Annotated in this window: 13 protein-coding genes; 8 read left to right on the forward strand and 5 right to left on the reverse strand. The window is 69.3% G+C overall.

Annotated elements, in window-relative coordinates; genetic code table 11:
• From QM569_RS08275 to QM569_RS08285, 3 genes are all read right to left on the reverse strand, one after another.
• On the reverse strand, positions 1–1,880 hold a 1,880-nt coding region (locus QM569_RS08275), incomplete at its 3' end, for a transglutaminaseTgpA domain-containing protein (protein WP_414986755.1).
• Positions 1,881–1,956: 76 nt separating this feature from the next.
• On the reverse strand, positions 1,957–2,946 hold the full coding sequence (locus tag QM569_RS08280) for a DUF58 domain-containing protein (protein WP_414986756.1): 990 nt from the start codon (positions 2,944–2,946) through the stop codon (positions 1,957–1,959).
• 1 nt (position 2,947) lies between these two features.
• Entirely contained in the window at positions 2,948–3,868 is a 921-nt protein-coding gene (locus QM569_RS08285) for an AAA family ATPase (RefSeq protein ID WP_414986757.1), read from the reverse strand.
• Between the two features lie 102 nt (positions 3,869–3,970).
• Here QM569_RS08285 and QM569_RS08290 point away from each other — a divergent pair, with 102 nt between their 5' ends.
• The 8 genes from QM569_RS08290 (at position 3,971) to QM569_RS08325 (ending at position 12,807) form a co-directional block, all read left to right on the forward strand.
• A complete protein-coding gene (locus QM569_RS08290; RefSeq protein WP_414986758.1) occupies positions 3,971–4,876 on the forward strand; it encodes a histone deacetylase family protein in 906 nt (301 codons plus the stop codon).
• Positions 4,877–4,885: 9 nt separating this feature from the next.
• Entirely contained in the window at positions 4,886–5,665 is a 780-nt protein-coding gene (locus tag QM569_RS08295) for an enoyl-CoA hydratase (protein ID WP_414986759.1), read from the forward strand.
• Entirely contained in the window at positions 5,666–6,934 is a 1,269-nt protein-coding gene (locus QM569_RS08300; RefSeq protein WP_414986760.1) for a mechanosensitive ion channel family protein, read from the forward strand.
• A gap of 149 nt (positions 6,935–7,083) precedes the next feature.
• Positions 7,084–7,833, forward strand: coding sequence for an electron transfer flavoprotein subunit beta/FixA family protein (locus tag QM569_RS08305; RefSeq protein WP_414986761.1), 750 nt, complete (start codon positions 7,084–7,086; stop codon positions 7,831–7,833).
• Positions 7,834–8,766, forward strand: coding sequence for an electron transfer flavoprotein subunit alpha/FixB family protein (locus tag QM569_RS08310; protein ID WP_414986762.1), 933 nt, complete (start codon positions 7,834–7,836; stop codon positions 8,764–8,766).
• 92 nt (positions 8,767–8,858) lie between these two features.
• Positions 8,859–10,649: an acyl-CoA dehydrogenase gene (locus QM569_RS08315; RefSeq protein WP_414986763.1), complete on the forward strand. Its 1,791-nt coding sequence runs from the start codon at positions 8,859–8,861 to the stop codon at positions 10,647–10,649.
• 101 nt (positions 10,650–10,750) lie between these two features.
• Positions 10,751–11,707: an NAD(P)H-dependent flavin oxidoreductase gene (locus QM569_RS08320; protein ID WP_414986764.1), complete on the forward strand. Its 957-nt coding sequence runs from the start codon at positions 10,751–10,753 to the stop codon at positions 11,705–11,707.
• A gap of 17 nt (positions 11,708–11,724) precedes the next feature.
• Positions 11,725–12,807 carry an acyltransferase family protein gene (locus tag QM569_RS08325; protein ID WP_414986765.1) on the forward strand — a complete coding sequence of 361 codons (1,083 nt, stop codon included), beginning with the start codon at positions 11,725–11,727 and terminating at the stop codon, positions 12,805–12,807.
• Positions 12,808–12,831: 24 nt separating this feature from the next.
• Here the strand turns inward: QM569_RS08325 and QM569_RS08330 are convergent, their stop codons facing one another.
• Both QM569_RS08330 and QM569_RS08335 read right to left on the reverse strand, forming a co-directional pair.
• Entirely contained in the window at positions 12,832–13,845 is a 1,014-nt protein-coding gene (locus tag QM569_RS08330) for a Bug family tripartite tricarboxylate transporter substrate binding protein (protein ID WP_414986766.1), read from the reverse strand.
• A gap of 71 nt (positions 13,846–13,916) precedes the next feature.
• Positions 13,917–14,509: thiamine pyrophosphate-dependent enzyme (locus QM569_RS08335; RefSeq protein ID WP_414986767.1), on the reverse strand; the 593-nt coding region annotated here is incomplete at its 5' end.

Below are 14,509 nucleotides of genomic sequence, written 5' to 3' on the forward strand. Positions count from 1 at the left end.
ACGCGCGCGGCCATGGCGCGGGGCGGCAGGGTGTCGGGCAGCGTGAGGCCCGCGCGCGCCAGGCGCTGGCGGGCGCGGGCCAGCAGGCGCAGCCAGGGATCGTGCTGGCTGCGCTCCCACAGGCTCCAGGCGCCGCCGCCCAGGGCCGCGGCGAGGACGAGGAAGCCCAGCACCGTGGTCAGGTCCTGCCAGCTGGGCGACGCGAAGCCCAGGGACTTGAGCAGGTCCATCTGGCGGCTTTGCGTGTAGTTGAGCACCCACTGGTTCCAGCCGTTGTTGACGGCTTCCCACACCGCCCGCAGCTGGCGCGCCACGCTGGGGCTGACGACGGTGCCCATGGCGCTGGCGAAGGCGCCCTGCGGCGCCTGCAGGCGCTGGAAGGCGCCCACGCGGCCGGGCGAGACGGCGCCGGTGGGGTCCACGCGCACCCAGCCACGGTTTTCCATCCAGACCTCGGCCCAGGCGTGGGCGTCGCTCTGGCGCACCGTCCAGTAGCCGTCCACGGCGTTCATCTCGCCGCCCTGGTAGCCGGTGACGATGCGCGCGGGGATGTCCAGCGCGCGCATCAGCACCACGAAGGCGGAGGCGATGTGCTCGCAAAAGCCCTCCTTGCGGTCGAACCAGAACTCGTCGGCGGTGTGCTCGCCGTAGGTGCCGGGGACCAGCGTGTAGGTGTAGCCGCCGGTGCGCAGGCGCTGCAGCGCGGCGTCCACCAGGGCCTGCGGGCCGGCGCCGGCCAGCGCGGGGTCGGCGCGCATCTGCGCCGCCAGCGCGAGTGTGCGGGGGTTGAAGCCCGGGGGCAGCTCGGTCAGCGCGCGCAGTTGCCTGACGGGGTTTTGCGGGCCGTGGCTGAAGCTCAGATGGCTTTCGGCGCGGTAGCGCACCACGTCGGTGATGGGGCGCGAGGCGAGCCATTGCAGGTCTTGCGTCATGTAGGCGCGCAGGCCGCCCGGCAGCTCGGGCGCGTCGGGCGTGGCCTCCAGCGCCATGAGCCAGGGGCGCCTGTGCGGCTCCAGCGTCACCTCGTAGCGCAGGGCCGGGCCCTGTACCTTCAGGTCGGCGGGCAGCGTGCGCAGGGTCCAGGGGGTGTCGGGGTTGTCGCCGCGCCATTCGCGGCCGTCGAAGCTGCTGAGCACCGGCCCCCGGTAGTACATGGCGGACTGCGGCGGCAGGGCCTTGGCCGGGCCGTCGAACTTGACGCGCAGGGCGATGGCGTCGTCCAGCGCCAGCTCGGCGATGTTGCCCACCTTCATGGCGCCCGACAGCCCGCTGCGCCCCGCCATGGCGTCGCCAGGTATGCCCCACAGCGGCGCCATGCGCGGGAACAGCATGAACAGCGCGGCCATGATGGGCGCGCCCAGCAGCGCCATGCGCCCCGCCAGGCGCAGCGACTGCGCCAGAGGCGGGCGCCCCACGGGCATGTGGGCGTTGACCAGGGCCGTGAGCAGGCCCAGCAGCGCCACCAGCATGGCGGCGGCGGTGGCGAGCGACTGCGAGAAGAAGAAGTTGCTGAGCATGGTGAAGAAGCCCAGAAAGAACACCACCATGGCGTCGCGCCGCGCGCGCAGCTCCAGCGTTTTGAGGGCCAGCAGCATGACGATGAGGGTCACGCCCGCGTCGCGCCCGAGGATGGTGCGGTGCGTCATCAACGTGCCCGCCACCGCCGCCACCAGCAGCGCGCCGAGGGCCCAGCGCCCGGGCAGCGGGCGGCCCTTGACGGCCAGCCAGCCGCGCCACAGCAGCAGGCCGCCCGCGAGCGCGGTGGCCCACCCGGGCAGCTGCCCCGCCTGCGGCGCGATGACCCAGGCGACCACGCACAGCAAAAACAGCGTGTCGCGCGCGTCACGGGGCAGGGTGGCGAGGGTCTGGCGCAGGTTCATGCAGGCTGGATACTATTAAAACAATAGCTGCTTGTGCTTGCTGTATAAGCGCTGGAGGCCGATTTGGCTTGTATTTTCATCCGCACAGCGCCAGTGCTTCCAGGCAGCGCCTGCGGTGCGCGGCGCCCGCGTCGGGGGCGATCTCCACGCCCGGCAGGCGCAGGCCGTAATCCAGCCCCAGGCGGTCGGCCTGCAGCACCCAGGCCGCCAGGCGCGAGACGCGCGCCTCGTGGCCGGGCAGGGCGGCGCGGGCCAGGTCCAGCCACAGTTCGTGCCGCTGGGCCTGCTGGGCGTCGCGGCTCACCAGGTCGTCGGTGCCGGTGGCCAGCGACTTGGCGGCCTTCTTCCAGACCACGAGCTTGAGCGGGTCGCCGCGCCGGTACGCGCGCACGCCGTCGAATTCGCCGATGCCCTGCGACGGCGCGGTGCTGGTGCCGCCCGCGCGCGGCTCGCCCGGGGGCAGGGGCGGCGCGGGCACCTCGGGCGCGGGATAGACCAGTACCTGGGCGGCGGGGCGCCAGTAGGTCCACACGCGGAAGGTGCCGAGCGGAAAGCGCGTCTCGGCCATGAGCGTGGGCACGCGGTGCAGGCCCCGGCGCGCGGGCTTGAAGGCCACCTGCACGCTGGACTGGCCCTGCGCGGGTACGTCCGTCCAGGCCCAGTGGTGGTCGCCCTGGCCCGCGCCATGCACCGCCAGGGCGATGCCGTAGCGCGGCGCCTTGCGCGCGCTGGACAGCTGCACCTCGAACGCCGTGCTCGTGCCCATGAAGTGCGGCTCGGGCGGCAGCAGGTGCAGCGTCAGGCCGCGCAGGTTGGCGTGGCAGAGGTACATGCCGACCACGGCGCTGCCCGCCAGCAGGAAGGTGAGCAGGTAGCCCAGGTTGAGCTGGTAGTTGATGGACGCGACCAGCAGCACCAGCAGCGTCAGCGCCAGCATCCAGCCCGCGCCGGTGGGCAGGATATAGACGTTGCGCTGGGTGAGCGTCAGCGTGTCCTGCAGCGGCAGCCGCGCCTGCCACCAGCGCTGGAAGTGGCGGCGCACGGGGGCCAGGGGGTTGAGCGTCATGTCACGGCAGAGGAGTCGCCTCGACCATGGCGCGCACCTGTTCGACGGCGCCGCGCCCCGCGTCGCCCACGGGCACCAGGCGGTGAGCAATGGTCTGCGGCAGCACGGCCTGCACGTCGTCGGGCGCCACGTAGTCGCGCCCGCTGATCAGGGCCTGGGCCTTGGCCGCGCGCACCAGCGCGATGCCCGCGCGCGGCGACAGGCCCTGCAGGAACCAGCGGCCCGAGCGCGTGGCGGCGATCAGGTCCTGCACGTAGTTGAGCAGCGGCTCGGCGGTGTGGACGGCCAGCACCTGCTGCTGCAGCGCCTCCAGGTCGCCCTGCGAGAGCAGGGGCGGCAGGCTGTCCACCATGTCGCGCCGGTCGGCCCCGCCCAGCAGCAGGCGCTCGGCGGCGCGGTCGGGGTAGCCGATGGAGATGCGCATCAGGAAGCGGTCGAGCTGCGACTCGGGCAGCGCGAAGGTGCCCAGCTGGTCGTGCGGGTTCTGCGTGGCGATCACGAAGAAGGGGTGGGGCAGGGCGCGGGTCTCGCCCTCCACCGACACCTGCTTTTCTTCCATGGCTTCGAGCAGGGCGCTTTGCGTCTTGGGGCTGGCGCGGTTGATCTCGTCGGCCAGCAGCACCTGGGCGAATACGGGGCCGGGGTGGAACACGAAGGACTCCCTGCCGCGCTCATAGACCGACACGCCGGTCAGGTCGCTGGGCATCAGGTCGGCCGTGAACTGCACGCGCGAGAACTGCAGGCCGAAAGTGCGCGACAGCGCGTGCGCCAGCGTGGTCTTGCCCACGCCCGGAACGTCCTCGATCAGCAGGTGCCCCCCGGCGAGCAGGCATGCCACGCAGTCCTGCACCTGGGCCTGTTTGCCCACGATCACCGTGTTAAGCTGGTTCAGAAGCGATTTGATCTTGTGCTGTGCATCCATGGCGCGACGTTAGCCGAAAATCATTCCAAAAAAGACGAGACACGGGGATTGACTGTGAGCAAGACGGGCTATTTCACCCATCGGGATTGTTGGAAGCACGAGATGGGCCCGGGTCACCCCGAATGCCCCGAACGCCTGGACGCCATCGAGGACCACCTGCTGGTCACCGGCGTGGGCGACGCGCTGGAGCGCTACGAGGCGCCCGAGGCGTCGATGGCCGACATCGAGCTGGCGCACGACCGCATGCACGTGGCTGCCATGCGCGGCCTGTCGGACCGGCTGGGCGAGGAACTGCTGGCGGGCGGCCCGAGCTACGCGCAGATCGACCCCGACACCTCCATCAACGTCCACACCTGGAAGGCGTCGCTGCGCGCCGCCGGGGCGGCCCTGGCCGCCACCGACGCGGTGATGGCGGGCGAGATCGAGAACGCCTTCTGCGCCGTGCGCCCGCCGGGCCACCACGCCACGCGCGGCAAGGCCATGGGCTTTTGCTTCTTCAACAACGTGGCCGTGGCCGCCAAGTACGCGCTGCAGCGCCACAACCTGCAGCGCGTGGCGGTGGTGGACTTCGACGTACACCACGGCAACGGCACCGAGGACATCCTGGCGGGCGACGAGCGCGCGCTCATGGTCGGCATCTTCCAGCACCCGTTCTACCCCTACAGCGGCGACCAGGATCCGGCGCCGAACATGGTGAATGTTCCGGTCCCGGCCTACACGCGCGGCATGGACATCCGCGAGATCATCGAGATGATGTGGATGCCCCGGCTCGAAGCCTTCAAGCCCCAGATGATCTTCGTGAGCGCGGGCTTCGACGGCCACCGCGAGGACGACATGGGCCAGCTCGGCCTGACCGAGTCCGACTACGCCTGGATCACCGAGCGCGTGAAGGACGTGGCGCGGCGCTACGCCAAGGGCCGCATCGTGTCGTGCCTCGAAGGCGGCTACGTCATGGGGCCTCTGGCGCGCAGCGTGGAGGCCCACATCCGCGTGCTGGCCGACCTTTAAGGAAATGCAGTGTCCGACCCCCTGTTGCTGACCCATTGGGACGACCGCGGCGTGGTCACCCTGACGCTGAACGACCCCCAGCGCTTCAACGCGCTGGGCAACGACATGCTGGCCGAGTTGCAGCAGGCGCTGGACGCGGTGGCGCGCGACGACACCGCGCGCGTGGTGGTGCTGGCGGCGGCGGGCAAGGCGTTCTGCGCGGGCCACAACCTCAAGGACATGGCGGCCCACCCCGACCTGGCGTGGTACCAGCAGCTCTTTGCCCAGTGCAGCCGCGTGATGCTCGCCATCCACGCGCTGCCCGTGCCCGTGATCGCGCGCGTACACGGCATGGCGACGGCGGCGGGCTGCCAGCTCGTTGCGCAGTGCGACCTGGCCGTGGCGTCGGAGAGCGCGAGCTTCGCCACCAGCGGCATCCACTACGGCCTGTTCTGCGCCACGCCCAGCGTGCCCCTGGTGCGCAACGTGCCGCCCAAGCGGGCCATGGAGATGCTGCTGACGGGTGACTTCATCGACGCGCGCACCGCGCTCGGCCAGGGCCTGGTGAACCGCGTGGCGGCGCCCGAGGCGCTGGACGCCGAGGTCGAGTCGCTGGTGCAGTCCATCCTGGGCAAGCCGCGCGTGGCCGTCGCCATGGGCAAGGCGCTGGTCTATCAGCAGCGTGAGCTGGGCATCGCCGCCGCCTACCAGCTCGCGGGCCAGGCCATGGCCGCCAACATGATGGACGAGGCCGCGCAGGAGGGCGCCCGCGCCTTCGCCGAAAAGCGCCAGCCCGCGTGGAAAACCTGAATGGAAATCCTGGACGCCCTGCTGCGTGATCTGGACAAGTCCAGCGTCTTGCTGGAGCTGGGCATGCTGGCCGCGTGCATCGCGCTGGCCTTCGGCATCACCCGCCAGATCGGTCGCAACCAGCCCCCCGATTCGGTGTGGATCGGTCGGCGCACCATCGACGGCCTGCTGTTCCCGCTGCTGGCGCTGGCGCTGGTCTATGCAGCGCGCGTGGCGGTGGCGCACTACCACCCGGTGTTTCTGCTGCGCGTGGCCGTGCCGGTGCTGGTGTCGCTGGCGCTGATACGTTTCATCGCGCGCGTGCTCACGGCGGCGTTTCCGGCCTCGGGGCTGGTGCGGCTGGTGGAGCGGCTGGTGTCCTGGCTGGCATGGGCGGCGGCGGTGCTGTGGATTCTGGGCCTGCTGCCTTCCGTCATGGGCGAGCTGGCGTCGATCACGCTCACCTTCGGCAAGTCCAGCGTGAGCCTGCTGACGCTGATCGAGGGCACGCTGTCGTCGTGCCTGGTGCTGGTGGCGACGCTGTGGATATCGTCCACCTTCGAGCGCCGCGTGCTCGCCGAGACGGTGAACGACCTGTCCATGCGCAAGGTCGCCGTGAACGCCACGCGCGCCGTGCTGCTGCTGCTGGGGTTGCTGTTCGCGCTGTCCACCGTGGGCGTGGACCTGACGGCGCTGTCGGTTCTGGGCGGCGCCATTGGTGTGGGCCTGGGTTTCGGGCTGCAGAAGCTCGCGTCCAACTACGTGAGCGGCTTCGTGATCCTGCTGGAGCGCTCGCTGCGCATCGGCGACAGCGTGCGGGTCGATGACTTCGAGGGCCGCATCACCGACATCAAGACGCGCTACACGCTGATCCGCGCGGGCAACGGGCGCGAGTCCATCGTGCCCAACGAGGTGCTCATCACCCAGCGCGTGGAGAACCTCTCGGACGCCGACCGCAAGTTCAACGTCAGCACCAACGTCGTCGTGGGCTACGACAGCGACGTGGCCCAGGTGCAGCGCATCCTGTGCGCCGCCGCCTCGGCGCAGCCGCGCGTGCTCACCGATCCGGCGCCGGTGGCCTTTCTCGTGAACTTCGCGCCCGACGGGCTGGAGTTCAGCCTGCACTTCTGGATCAGCGACCCCTCGGCGGGCCAGCTCAATCTGCGCTCGGCCATCAACATCGCCATCCTGGACGGGCTGCGCGCGGCGGGCATCGACATCCCCTTCCCGCAGCGCGTGGTGCAGTTCAAGGGCGACATGCCCGCGCAGGCTGGACAGATGCCAGGATGACTGGCCTATAATTCATAAAAAGCACGATCGTTCTTTTTTGGGCGATGCCCCCTCTGTGTCCCCGTCGCAGCAGTGGCTGCGCGGCAGTGCGGCATAGAATGTTTCAGTTTACGTAAACGTCAATTCAACCAACTCTAGGAGCCGCAGCAATGAAGGTCTTGGTCCCTGTCAAGCGCGTGGTGGACTACAACGTGAAGGTCCGGGTGAAGTCGGACAACACGGGTGTGGACATCGCCAACGTCAAGATGAGCATGAACCCCTTCGATGAAATCGCCGTCGAAGAAGCCGTGCGCCTGAAGGAAAAGGGCCTGGTGACCGAAGTCATCGCCGTCTCCTGCGGTGTGGCGCAATGCCAGGAAACCCTGCGCACCGCCATGGCCATCGGCGCCGACCGCGCCATCCTGGTCGAGACGAATGAAGAACTGCAGCCCCTGGCCGTCGCCAAGCTGCTCAAGGCCCTGGTGGACAAGGAACAGCCCGGCCTCGTCATCCTGGGCAAGCAAGCCATCGACGACGACTGCAACCAGACCGGCCAGATGCTCGCCGCCCTGGCCGACCTGCCCCAGGCCACCTTCGCCAGCAAGGTCGAACTGGCCGCCGACAAGGTCAGCGTGACGCGTGAAATCGACGGCGGCCTGGAAACCCTGTCCCTGACCCTGCCCGCCGTCATCACCACCGACCTGCGCCTGAACGAGCCGCGTTATGTGACGCTGCCCAACATCATGAAGGCCAAGAAAAAGCAGCTCGACACCGTCAAGCCCGAAGACCTCGGCGTTCAAGTCGCCCCGCGCATCAAGACCCTGAAGGTGACCGAGCCCGCCAAGCGCGGCGCAGGCGTCAAGGTCGCCGACGTGGCGGCCCTGGTCGAGAAACTCAAGAACGAAGCGAAGGTGATCTAAATGTCGGTACTCGTTATTGCTGAACACGACAACGCATCCATCAAGGGCGCGACCCTGAACACCGTGACGGCCGCAGCCGCCTGCGGCGGCGACGTACACGTGCTGGTGGCAGGCGAGGGCGCCCAGGCCGCCGCCCAGGCCGCCGCGCAGATCGCAGGCGTGGCCAAGGTCATCCACGCCGATGGCGCCAGCCTGAAGAACGGCCTGGCCGAAAACGTCGCGGCGCAGGTGCTCGCCATTGCAGGCAACTACAGCCACATCCTGTTCCCTGCCACGCCAGGCGGCAAGAACGTGGCCCCGCGCGTGGCTGCCAAGCTGGACGTGGCGCAGATCAGCGACATCACCAAGGTGGTCAGCGCCGATACCTTCGAGCGCCCCATCTACGCGGGCAACGCCATCGCCACCGTGCAGAGCGCCGACAGCGTGAAGGTCGTCACCGTGCGCACCACGGGGTTTGACGCCGCAGCCGCCACCGGCGGATCGGCAACCGTCGAAACCGCAGCCGCCGTGGCCGACGCAGGCAAGAGCAGCTACGTCGGCAGCGAAATCGCCAAGAGCGACCGCCCCGAACTCACGGCTGCCAAGATCATCGTCTCCGGCGGCCGCGCCCTGGGCAGCAAGGAAAAGTTCGACGAGGTCATCACCCCCCTGGCCGACAAGCTGGGCGCGGCCATCGGCGCCAGCCGTGCCGCAGTGGACGCGGGCTACGCCCCCAACGACCTGCAGGTGGGCCAGACCGGCAAGATCGTCGCGCCGCAGCTCTACATCGCCGCAGGCATCTCCGGCGCCATCCAGCATCTGGCGGGCATGAAGGACAGCAAGGTCATCGTGGCGATCAACAAGGACCCCGAGGCGCCGATCTTCAGCGTGGCCGACTACGGGCTGGAGGCCGACCTGTTCACGGCCGTGCCGGAACTCGTCAAGGCGCTGTAACGCTGGCGCCAGCGCTCAGGAAGGCATCGCTTGCGATGCCTTTTTTTTGAGTCTTGTGTTTTCAGAATTTTCTTCTCCCCAGGAGATATCCCATGAGCTATACCGCCCCCGTCAAGGACATGCTGTTCGACATCGAACACCTGGCCCACATCGAACAGATCGCGCAAATCCCCGGCTTCGAGGACGCTGGCCTGGATACCGCCGCTGCCGTGCTGGAGGAGTGCGCCAAGTTCAACGAGGGCGTGCTGGCTCCGCTCAATTTCGAGGGCGACAAGAACCCGTCGAGTTGGAAAGATGGCGTGGTCACCACCACCCCTGGCTTCAAGGAAGCCTTTCGCCAGTACGGCGAAGGCGGCTGGCAGGGCTTGCAGCACCCGGCGGACTTCGGCGGCCAGGGCCTGCCCAAGACCATCGGCGCCGCCTGCATCGAGATGAGCAACAGCGCCAACATGAGCTTCGCGCTGTGCCCGCTGCTCACCGACGGCGCCATCGAGGCGCTGCTGACCGCTGGCAGCGATGAACTCAAGGCCACCTACCTGGAGAAGCTGGTGACCGGCGAGTGGACGGGCACCATGAACCTGACCGAGCCCCAGGCGGGCTCCGACCTGGCCCTGGTGCGCACGCGTGCCGAGCCGCAGCCCGACGGCACCTACAAGATTTTCGGCACCAAGATTTTCATCACCTACGGCGAGCACGACATGGCCGCCAACATCGTCCACCTGGTGCTGGCCCGCGTGCAGGGCGCGCCCGAGGGCGTCAAGGGCATCAGCCTGTTCGTTTGCCCCAAGTTCCTCGTCAACAAGGACGGCACGCTGGGCGCGCGCAACGACGCGCACTGCGTGAGCATCGAGCACAAGCTGGGTATCAAGGCATCGCCAACAGCAGTCTTGCAGTTTGGCGACCACGGCGGCGCTGTGGGCTACCTGGTCGGCGAGGAGAACCGGGGCCTCGAATACATGTTCATCATGATGAACGCCGCCCGCTACGCCGTGGGCATGCAGGGCATCGCCATTGCCGAGCGCGCCTACCAGAAGGCCGTGCAGTACGCGAAGGACCGCGTGCAGAGCCGCCCCGTGGACGGCAGCATCCCTGCCAGCGCGCCCATCATCCACCACCCCGACGTGAAGCGCATGCTCATGACCATGCGCGCCTACACCGAGGGCTGCCGCGCCATGGCCACCGTGGCCGCTGCCGCCTTCGACGCCGCGCACCACCACCCCGACGCCGACGTGCGCAAGCAGAACCAGGCGTTCTACGAATTCATGGTGCCGCTGGTCAAGGGCTACAGCACCGAGATGAGCCAGGAGGTGACCAGCCTGGGCGTGCAGGTACACGGCGGCATGGGTTTCATCGAGGAAACGGGCGCGGCGCAGTACTACCGCGACGCCAAGATTCTCACCATCTACGAGGGCACGACCGCCATCCAGGCCAACGACCTGGTGGGCCGCAAGACGGCGCGCGACGGCGGCCAGACGGTCAAGGCGATTGCCGCGCAGATCGAAAAGACCGAGGCTGAATTGGCGGCCAGCGGCACGCCCGCCGCGCAATCCATGGCCCGCCGCCTCACCGCCGCGCGCCAGGCGCTGCTGGAGGTGGCGGACTTCGTGGCAGGCGGCGCGAAGGCCAGCCCCAACGCCGTGTTCGCGGGCAGCGTGCCTTACCTCATGCTGGCAGGCAATGTGGTCGCAGGCTGGCAGATGGCGCGCAGCCTGCTGGTGGCGCAAGACCTGTTGCAAAAGGGACAGGATGAAGCCTTCATGCGCGCCAAGATCACCACCGCGCAGTTCTACGCGGAGCACATCCTGGTCAAAGCCCCGGGCCTGCGCGACAGCATCGTGCAGGGGGCTGACAGCGTGACCGCGCTGGCATTGGATGCCTTCTGAAAATGCTACTGAAATAATAGCTGCTGGTGCATGACAGATAAGCGCTAGAGGCCAATTTGGCTTGTATTTCTTAAACCCCCCATTCCACAGGAGACCACCCCATGTCCAAGCTCCCCCCGGCGCTGCAGAAAACCACACTGCCCGTCATCGGCTCGCCGCTGTTCATCATCAGCAACCCCCAGCTCGTCATCGCGCAGTGCAAGGCGGGTATCGTCGGCGCCATGCCCGCGCTCAACGCCCGCCCGGCCGAACTGCTGGACGACTGGCTGGCCGAGATCACCGAGACCCTGGCCGCCTACGACAAGGCCAACCCCGACAAGCCCTCGGCCCCGTTCGCCATCAACCAGATCGTCCACAAGAGCAACGACCGGCTGGAGCACGACATGCAGGTCTGCGCCAAGTACAAGGTGCCGATCGTCATCACCAGCCTGGGCGCGCGCGAGGACGTGAACCAGGCCGTGCATGGCTGGGGCGGCGTGGTGCTGCACGACATCATCAACAACAAGTTCGCGCACAAGGCCATCGAGAAGGGCGCCGACGGCCTGATCGCCGTGGCGGCGGGCGCGGGCGGCCATGCGGGCGAGAAGAGCCCGTTCGCGCTGGTGCAAGAGATTCGCCAGTGGTTCGACGGCCCGCTGGCGCTGTCGGGCTCCATCGCCTCGGGCGGCGCCATCCTGGCGGCGCAGGCCATGGGCGCGGACTTCGCCTACATCGGCTCGGCCTTCATCGCCACGCACGAGGCGCGCGCCAGCGATGCCTACAAGCAGGCCATCGTGGACGGCACCAGCGACGACATCGTCTATAGCAACCTGTTCACCGGCGTACACGGCAACTACCTGGCGCCGTCCATCCGCGCCGCCGGGCTGGACCCGGACAACCTGCCCGAGTCCGACCCGAGCAAGATGAACTTCGGCGGCAGCGCCGCCGCCAAGGCATGGAAGGACATCTGGGGCTGCGGCCAGGGCATCGGCGCCATCAGCGCCGTGACCGGCGCCGCCGAGCTGGTGGGCCGCCTGCGCGCCGAATACGAAGCCGCCCGGGCGCGCCTGAAGCTCTGATGTAAGCGGCCCCGCGCATGTCTTTCGCCGCACGCTCGCCCGTGATCGACGTGGCCAAGGGCCTGGCGTGCGCGCTCATCGTGTGGCACCACCTGGCCTTCTACGGCCCTATGTCGGACATTGCGCAGCCCCTGGCGCCGGGGCTCATGGCCTGGCTGTACGACTATGGCCGCATGGCCGTGCAGGTGTTCCTGGTGCTGGGCGGCTACCTGGCCGTCGCCAGCCTGGCGCCGCAGGGCGTGGCGCGCTTCGACCACGCGGGCCAGGCCATCGCCCGGCGCTTCGGGCGGCTGGCGGTGCCGTATGCCGTGGCGCTGCTGCTGACGGTGCTGGCTGCGGCCCTGGTGCGGCCCTTCATGGACCATGCTTCGGTGCCCGACGAGCCCACGCTGGGGCAGCTGGTGGCCAATGCGCTGCTGCTGCAGGACATCGTGGGGCAGGACGCGCTCTCGGCGGGCGTGTGGTACGTGGCCATCGACTTCCAGCTCTTTGCCCTGTCCGTGCTGCTGTGGGCCAGCCTGCGCGGGCGCCCGCCGCGCGTGGCGCAGGCGGCGGTGTTGCTGGGCGCGGCGGCGTCGCTGTGGGTGTTCAACCGCATGCCTGCGCTGGACATGTGGGCGGTGTACTTCTTCGGCGCCTATGCGCTGGGCATGATGGCTTTCTGGGCCGTGCGTGCGCCGCGCCCCAGCGCGTGGCTGGCGGCCATGGCGGCGCTGGGCGGCGTGGCGCTGGCCATCGACTTTCGGGGCCGCGTCGTGGTGGCGCTGCTCACGGCGTTCTGCCTGGTGGCACTGCTGCGAGCGGAGCGCCTGCGCACCTGGTCCGGCATGGCGCCCCTGGTGCATCTGGGGCAGATGTCGTATTCGGTGTTCCTGGTGCATTTCAGCGTGTGCCTGCTGGTGAACGCGGCGGTCAGCCGCCTGTGGCCCGCGTCGCCCGCGCTGAACGCCCTGGGCATGCTGGGGGCGTTCGCTCTGTCGCTGGCAGCCGGGCGGCAGCTCTACCTGCGGGTGGAGCGCCACGGGCCGTCGTGGCCGACGGCCCTGTGCTGGCAGGCGGGGCTGGTGGGGGTCGGTCTGCTGGTCGCGCTGTTGACCTGATCACCTTCGCGCGGACACCGCCGATCAATCGCCCCGGATGTTGCGCGCCTTGATAAGCGCGCCGAAGCGCACGCTGTCGATGGACGCGCGGGCGTTGAAGTCGGCAGGCGACATCGGCGCGGGCACGCCGCCCAGCGCGGTGATGCGCTCCTGCACCGCCGGGGTGGCCAGCACCTTGTTGATCTCGCGGTTCAGGCGGGCCACCACGTCCGGCGGCGTGCCAGCCGGTGCGTAGAAGCCGAACCAGGTGTCGGCGTCAAAACCCTTGAGGCCCACCTCGTCGAGCGTGGGCACGTCCGGGAACAGCGGCGAGCGCTTGGCGCTGCCCACCGCCAGCAGCTTGAGCTTGCCCGCCTTGACGTGCTGCAGGCCGATGCCCGGGTCGAACATGAAGTCCAGCTGCCCGCCCAGCAGGTCCTGCATGGCGGGCGCCGCGCCACGGTAGGGCACATGCACCGCGAACACGTTGGCCTGGGCCTTGAGCATCTCGGCGGCCAGGTGCGGCGAGCTGCCGTTGCCCGGCGTGCCGAAGCTCAGCTTGCCGGGGTGTGCCTTGAGGTAGGCCAGGAACTCCTGCACGTTGGTGACGGGCAGCGAGGGCCGCACCTCCAGGAACACCAGCACGCGCGCGGCGGCGGCCACGGGCACCAGGTCCTTGGCGGGGTCGAACGGCATCTTGGCGTACAGGTGCGGGTTGACCGAGACCATGCCGCCCGAACTCATGAGCAGCGTGTAGCCGTCGGCGGGCGACTTGGCCACTGCCTCGCCGCCGATGTTGCCGCCCGCGCCGCCGCGGTTCTCGATCACCACGGGCTGGCCGAGCGCCGCCTGCAGCGGCTGCGCGACTGCCCGCGCGATCTGGTCGGCCGCACCGCCCGCAGGGAAGTTGACGATGACCTTGACGGGCTTGGCGGGCCAGGTCTCGGCGGCCGCCGCCAAGGGCAGCAGCGTCAGGCCGGATGCCGCACCGGCCAGGGCCAGTGCGCCCAGCAGGCGGCGGCGCGGTGCGCGGGAAGAACGGGGGTGGTGTGGCTGCATGGTTTGTCTCCAGGTGTGCCCGGCTGCGCCGGGTCTTGTGATACAGGATGAAGGTTTCGTCGTCTGTCGCGTCAGGCCACGTCCACCTCCAGCAGTAGGGCGCGCGGGTGGGCCAGCGCCTGCCGCAGCGCGCCGGGCAACTGCGCGGCGTCGCTCACGCGCAGCGCGTCGCAGCCCTGGCCCCGGGCCAGGGCCAGAAAGTCCAGGTCCGGCAGGTCGGTGCCCTGCAGCGTGTCGCCTTCGCGGAAGCCGAAGGTGTGGGCGAACTCCTGCAGCGCGGCATAGCGGCGGTTCTTGAGGATGATGAAGGTGATGGGCAGCGCAAGCTGCGCGGCGCTCCACAGCGCCTGGATGGAATACATGGCCGAGCCGTCGCCCACCAGGCCGATGACCTTGCGCCCAGGCCGCGCCAGCGCCACGCCCACGGCGGCGGGCAGCCCGTAGCCCAGCCCGCCGCTGCACATGGTGTAGAAGGTCTCGCTCTGCAGGATGGGCAGGTGGGCCTGCATGGCCGCGCGGGAGCTGGGCGCCTCCTCGACCACGATGGAATCCGCGCTGCGCGCCTCGGCCAGCGCCTGCATCACGAAGGGCACGCTCATGGGGGCGGACGGCTCCACGCGCGGCCTGGGCGCGCGCGCCGGGGGCAGGGCGCGCGGCGCGGGCG

This window comes from Acidovorax sp. (assembly GCF_047607405.1).
GTDB lineage: Bacteria > Pseudomonadota > Gammaproteobacteria > Burkholderiales > Burkholderiaceae_C > Acidovorax.

Coding starts and splice junctions, on each gene's coding strand:
- QM569_RS08320 (WP_414986764.1), top strand. CDS start 10,751: ATGTCCAAGCTCCCCCCGGCGCTGCAGAAAACCACACTGCCCGTCATC.
- QM569_RS08300 (WP_414986760.1), top strand. CDS start 5,666: ATGGAAATCCTGGACGCCCTGCTGCGTGATCTGGACAAGTCCAGCGTC.
- QM569_RS08285 (WP_414986757.1), bottom strand. CDS start 3,868: ATGGATGCACAGCACAAGATCAAATCGCTTCTGAACCAGCTTAACACG.
- QM569_RS08290 (WP_414986758.1), top strand. CDS start 3,971: ATGGGCCCGGGTCACCCCGAATGCCCCGAACGCCTGGACGCCATCGAG.
- QM569_RS08310 (WP_414986762.1), top strand. CDS start 7,834: ATGTCGGTACTCGTTATTGCTGAACACGACAACGCATCCATCAAGGGC.
- QM569_RS08280 (WP_414986756.1), bottom strand. CDS start 2,946: ATGACGCTCAACCCCCTGGCCCCCGTGCGCCGCCACTTCCAGCGCTGG.
- QM569_RS08315 (WP_414986763.1), top strand. CDS start 8,859: ATGAGCTATACCGCCCCCGTCAAGGACATGCTGTTCGACATCGAACAC.
- QM569_RS08325 (WP_414986765.1), top strand. CDS start 11,725: ATGTCTTTCGCCGCACGCTCGCCCGTGATCGACGTGGCCAAGGGCCTG.
- QM569_RS08305 (WP_414986761.1), top strand. CDS start 7,084: ATGAAGGTCTTGGTCCCTGTCAAGCGCGTGGTGGACTACAACGTGAAG.
- QM569_RS08330 (WP_414986766.1), bottom strand. CDS start 13,845: ATGCAGCCACACCACCCCCGTTCTTCCCGCGCACCGCGCCGCCGCCTG.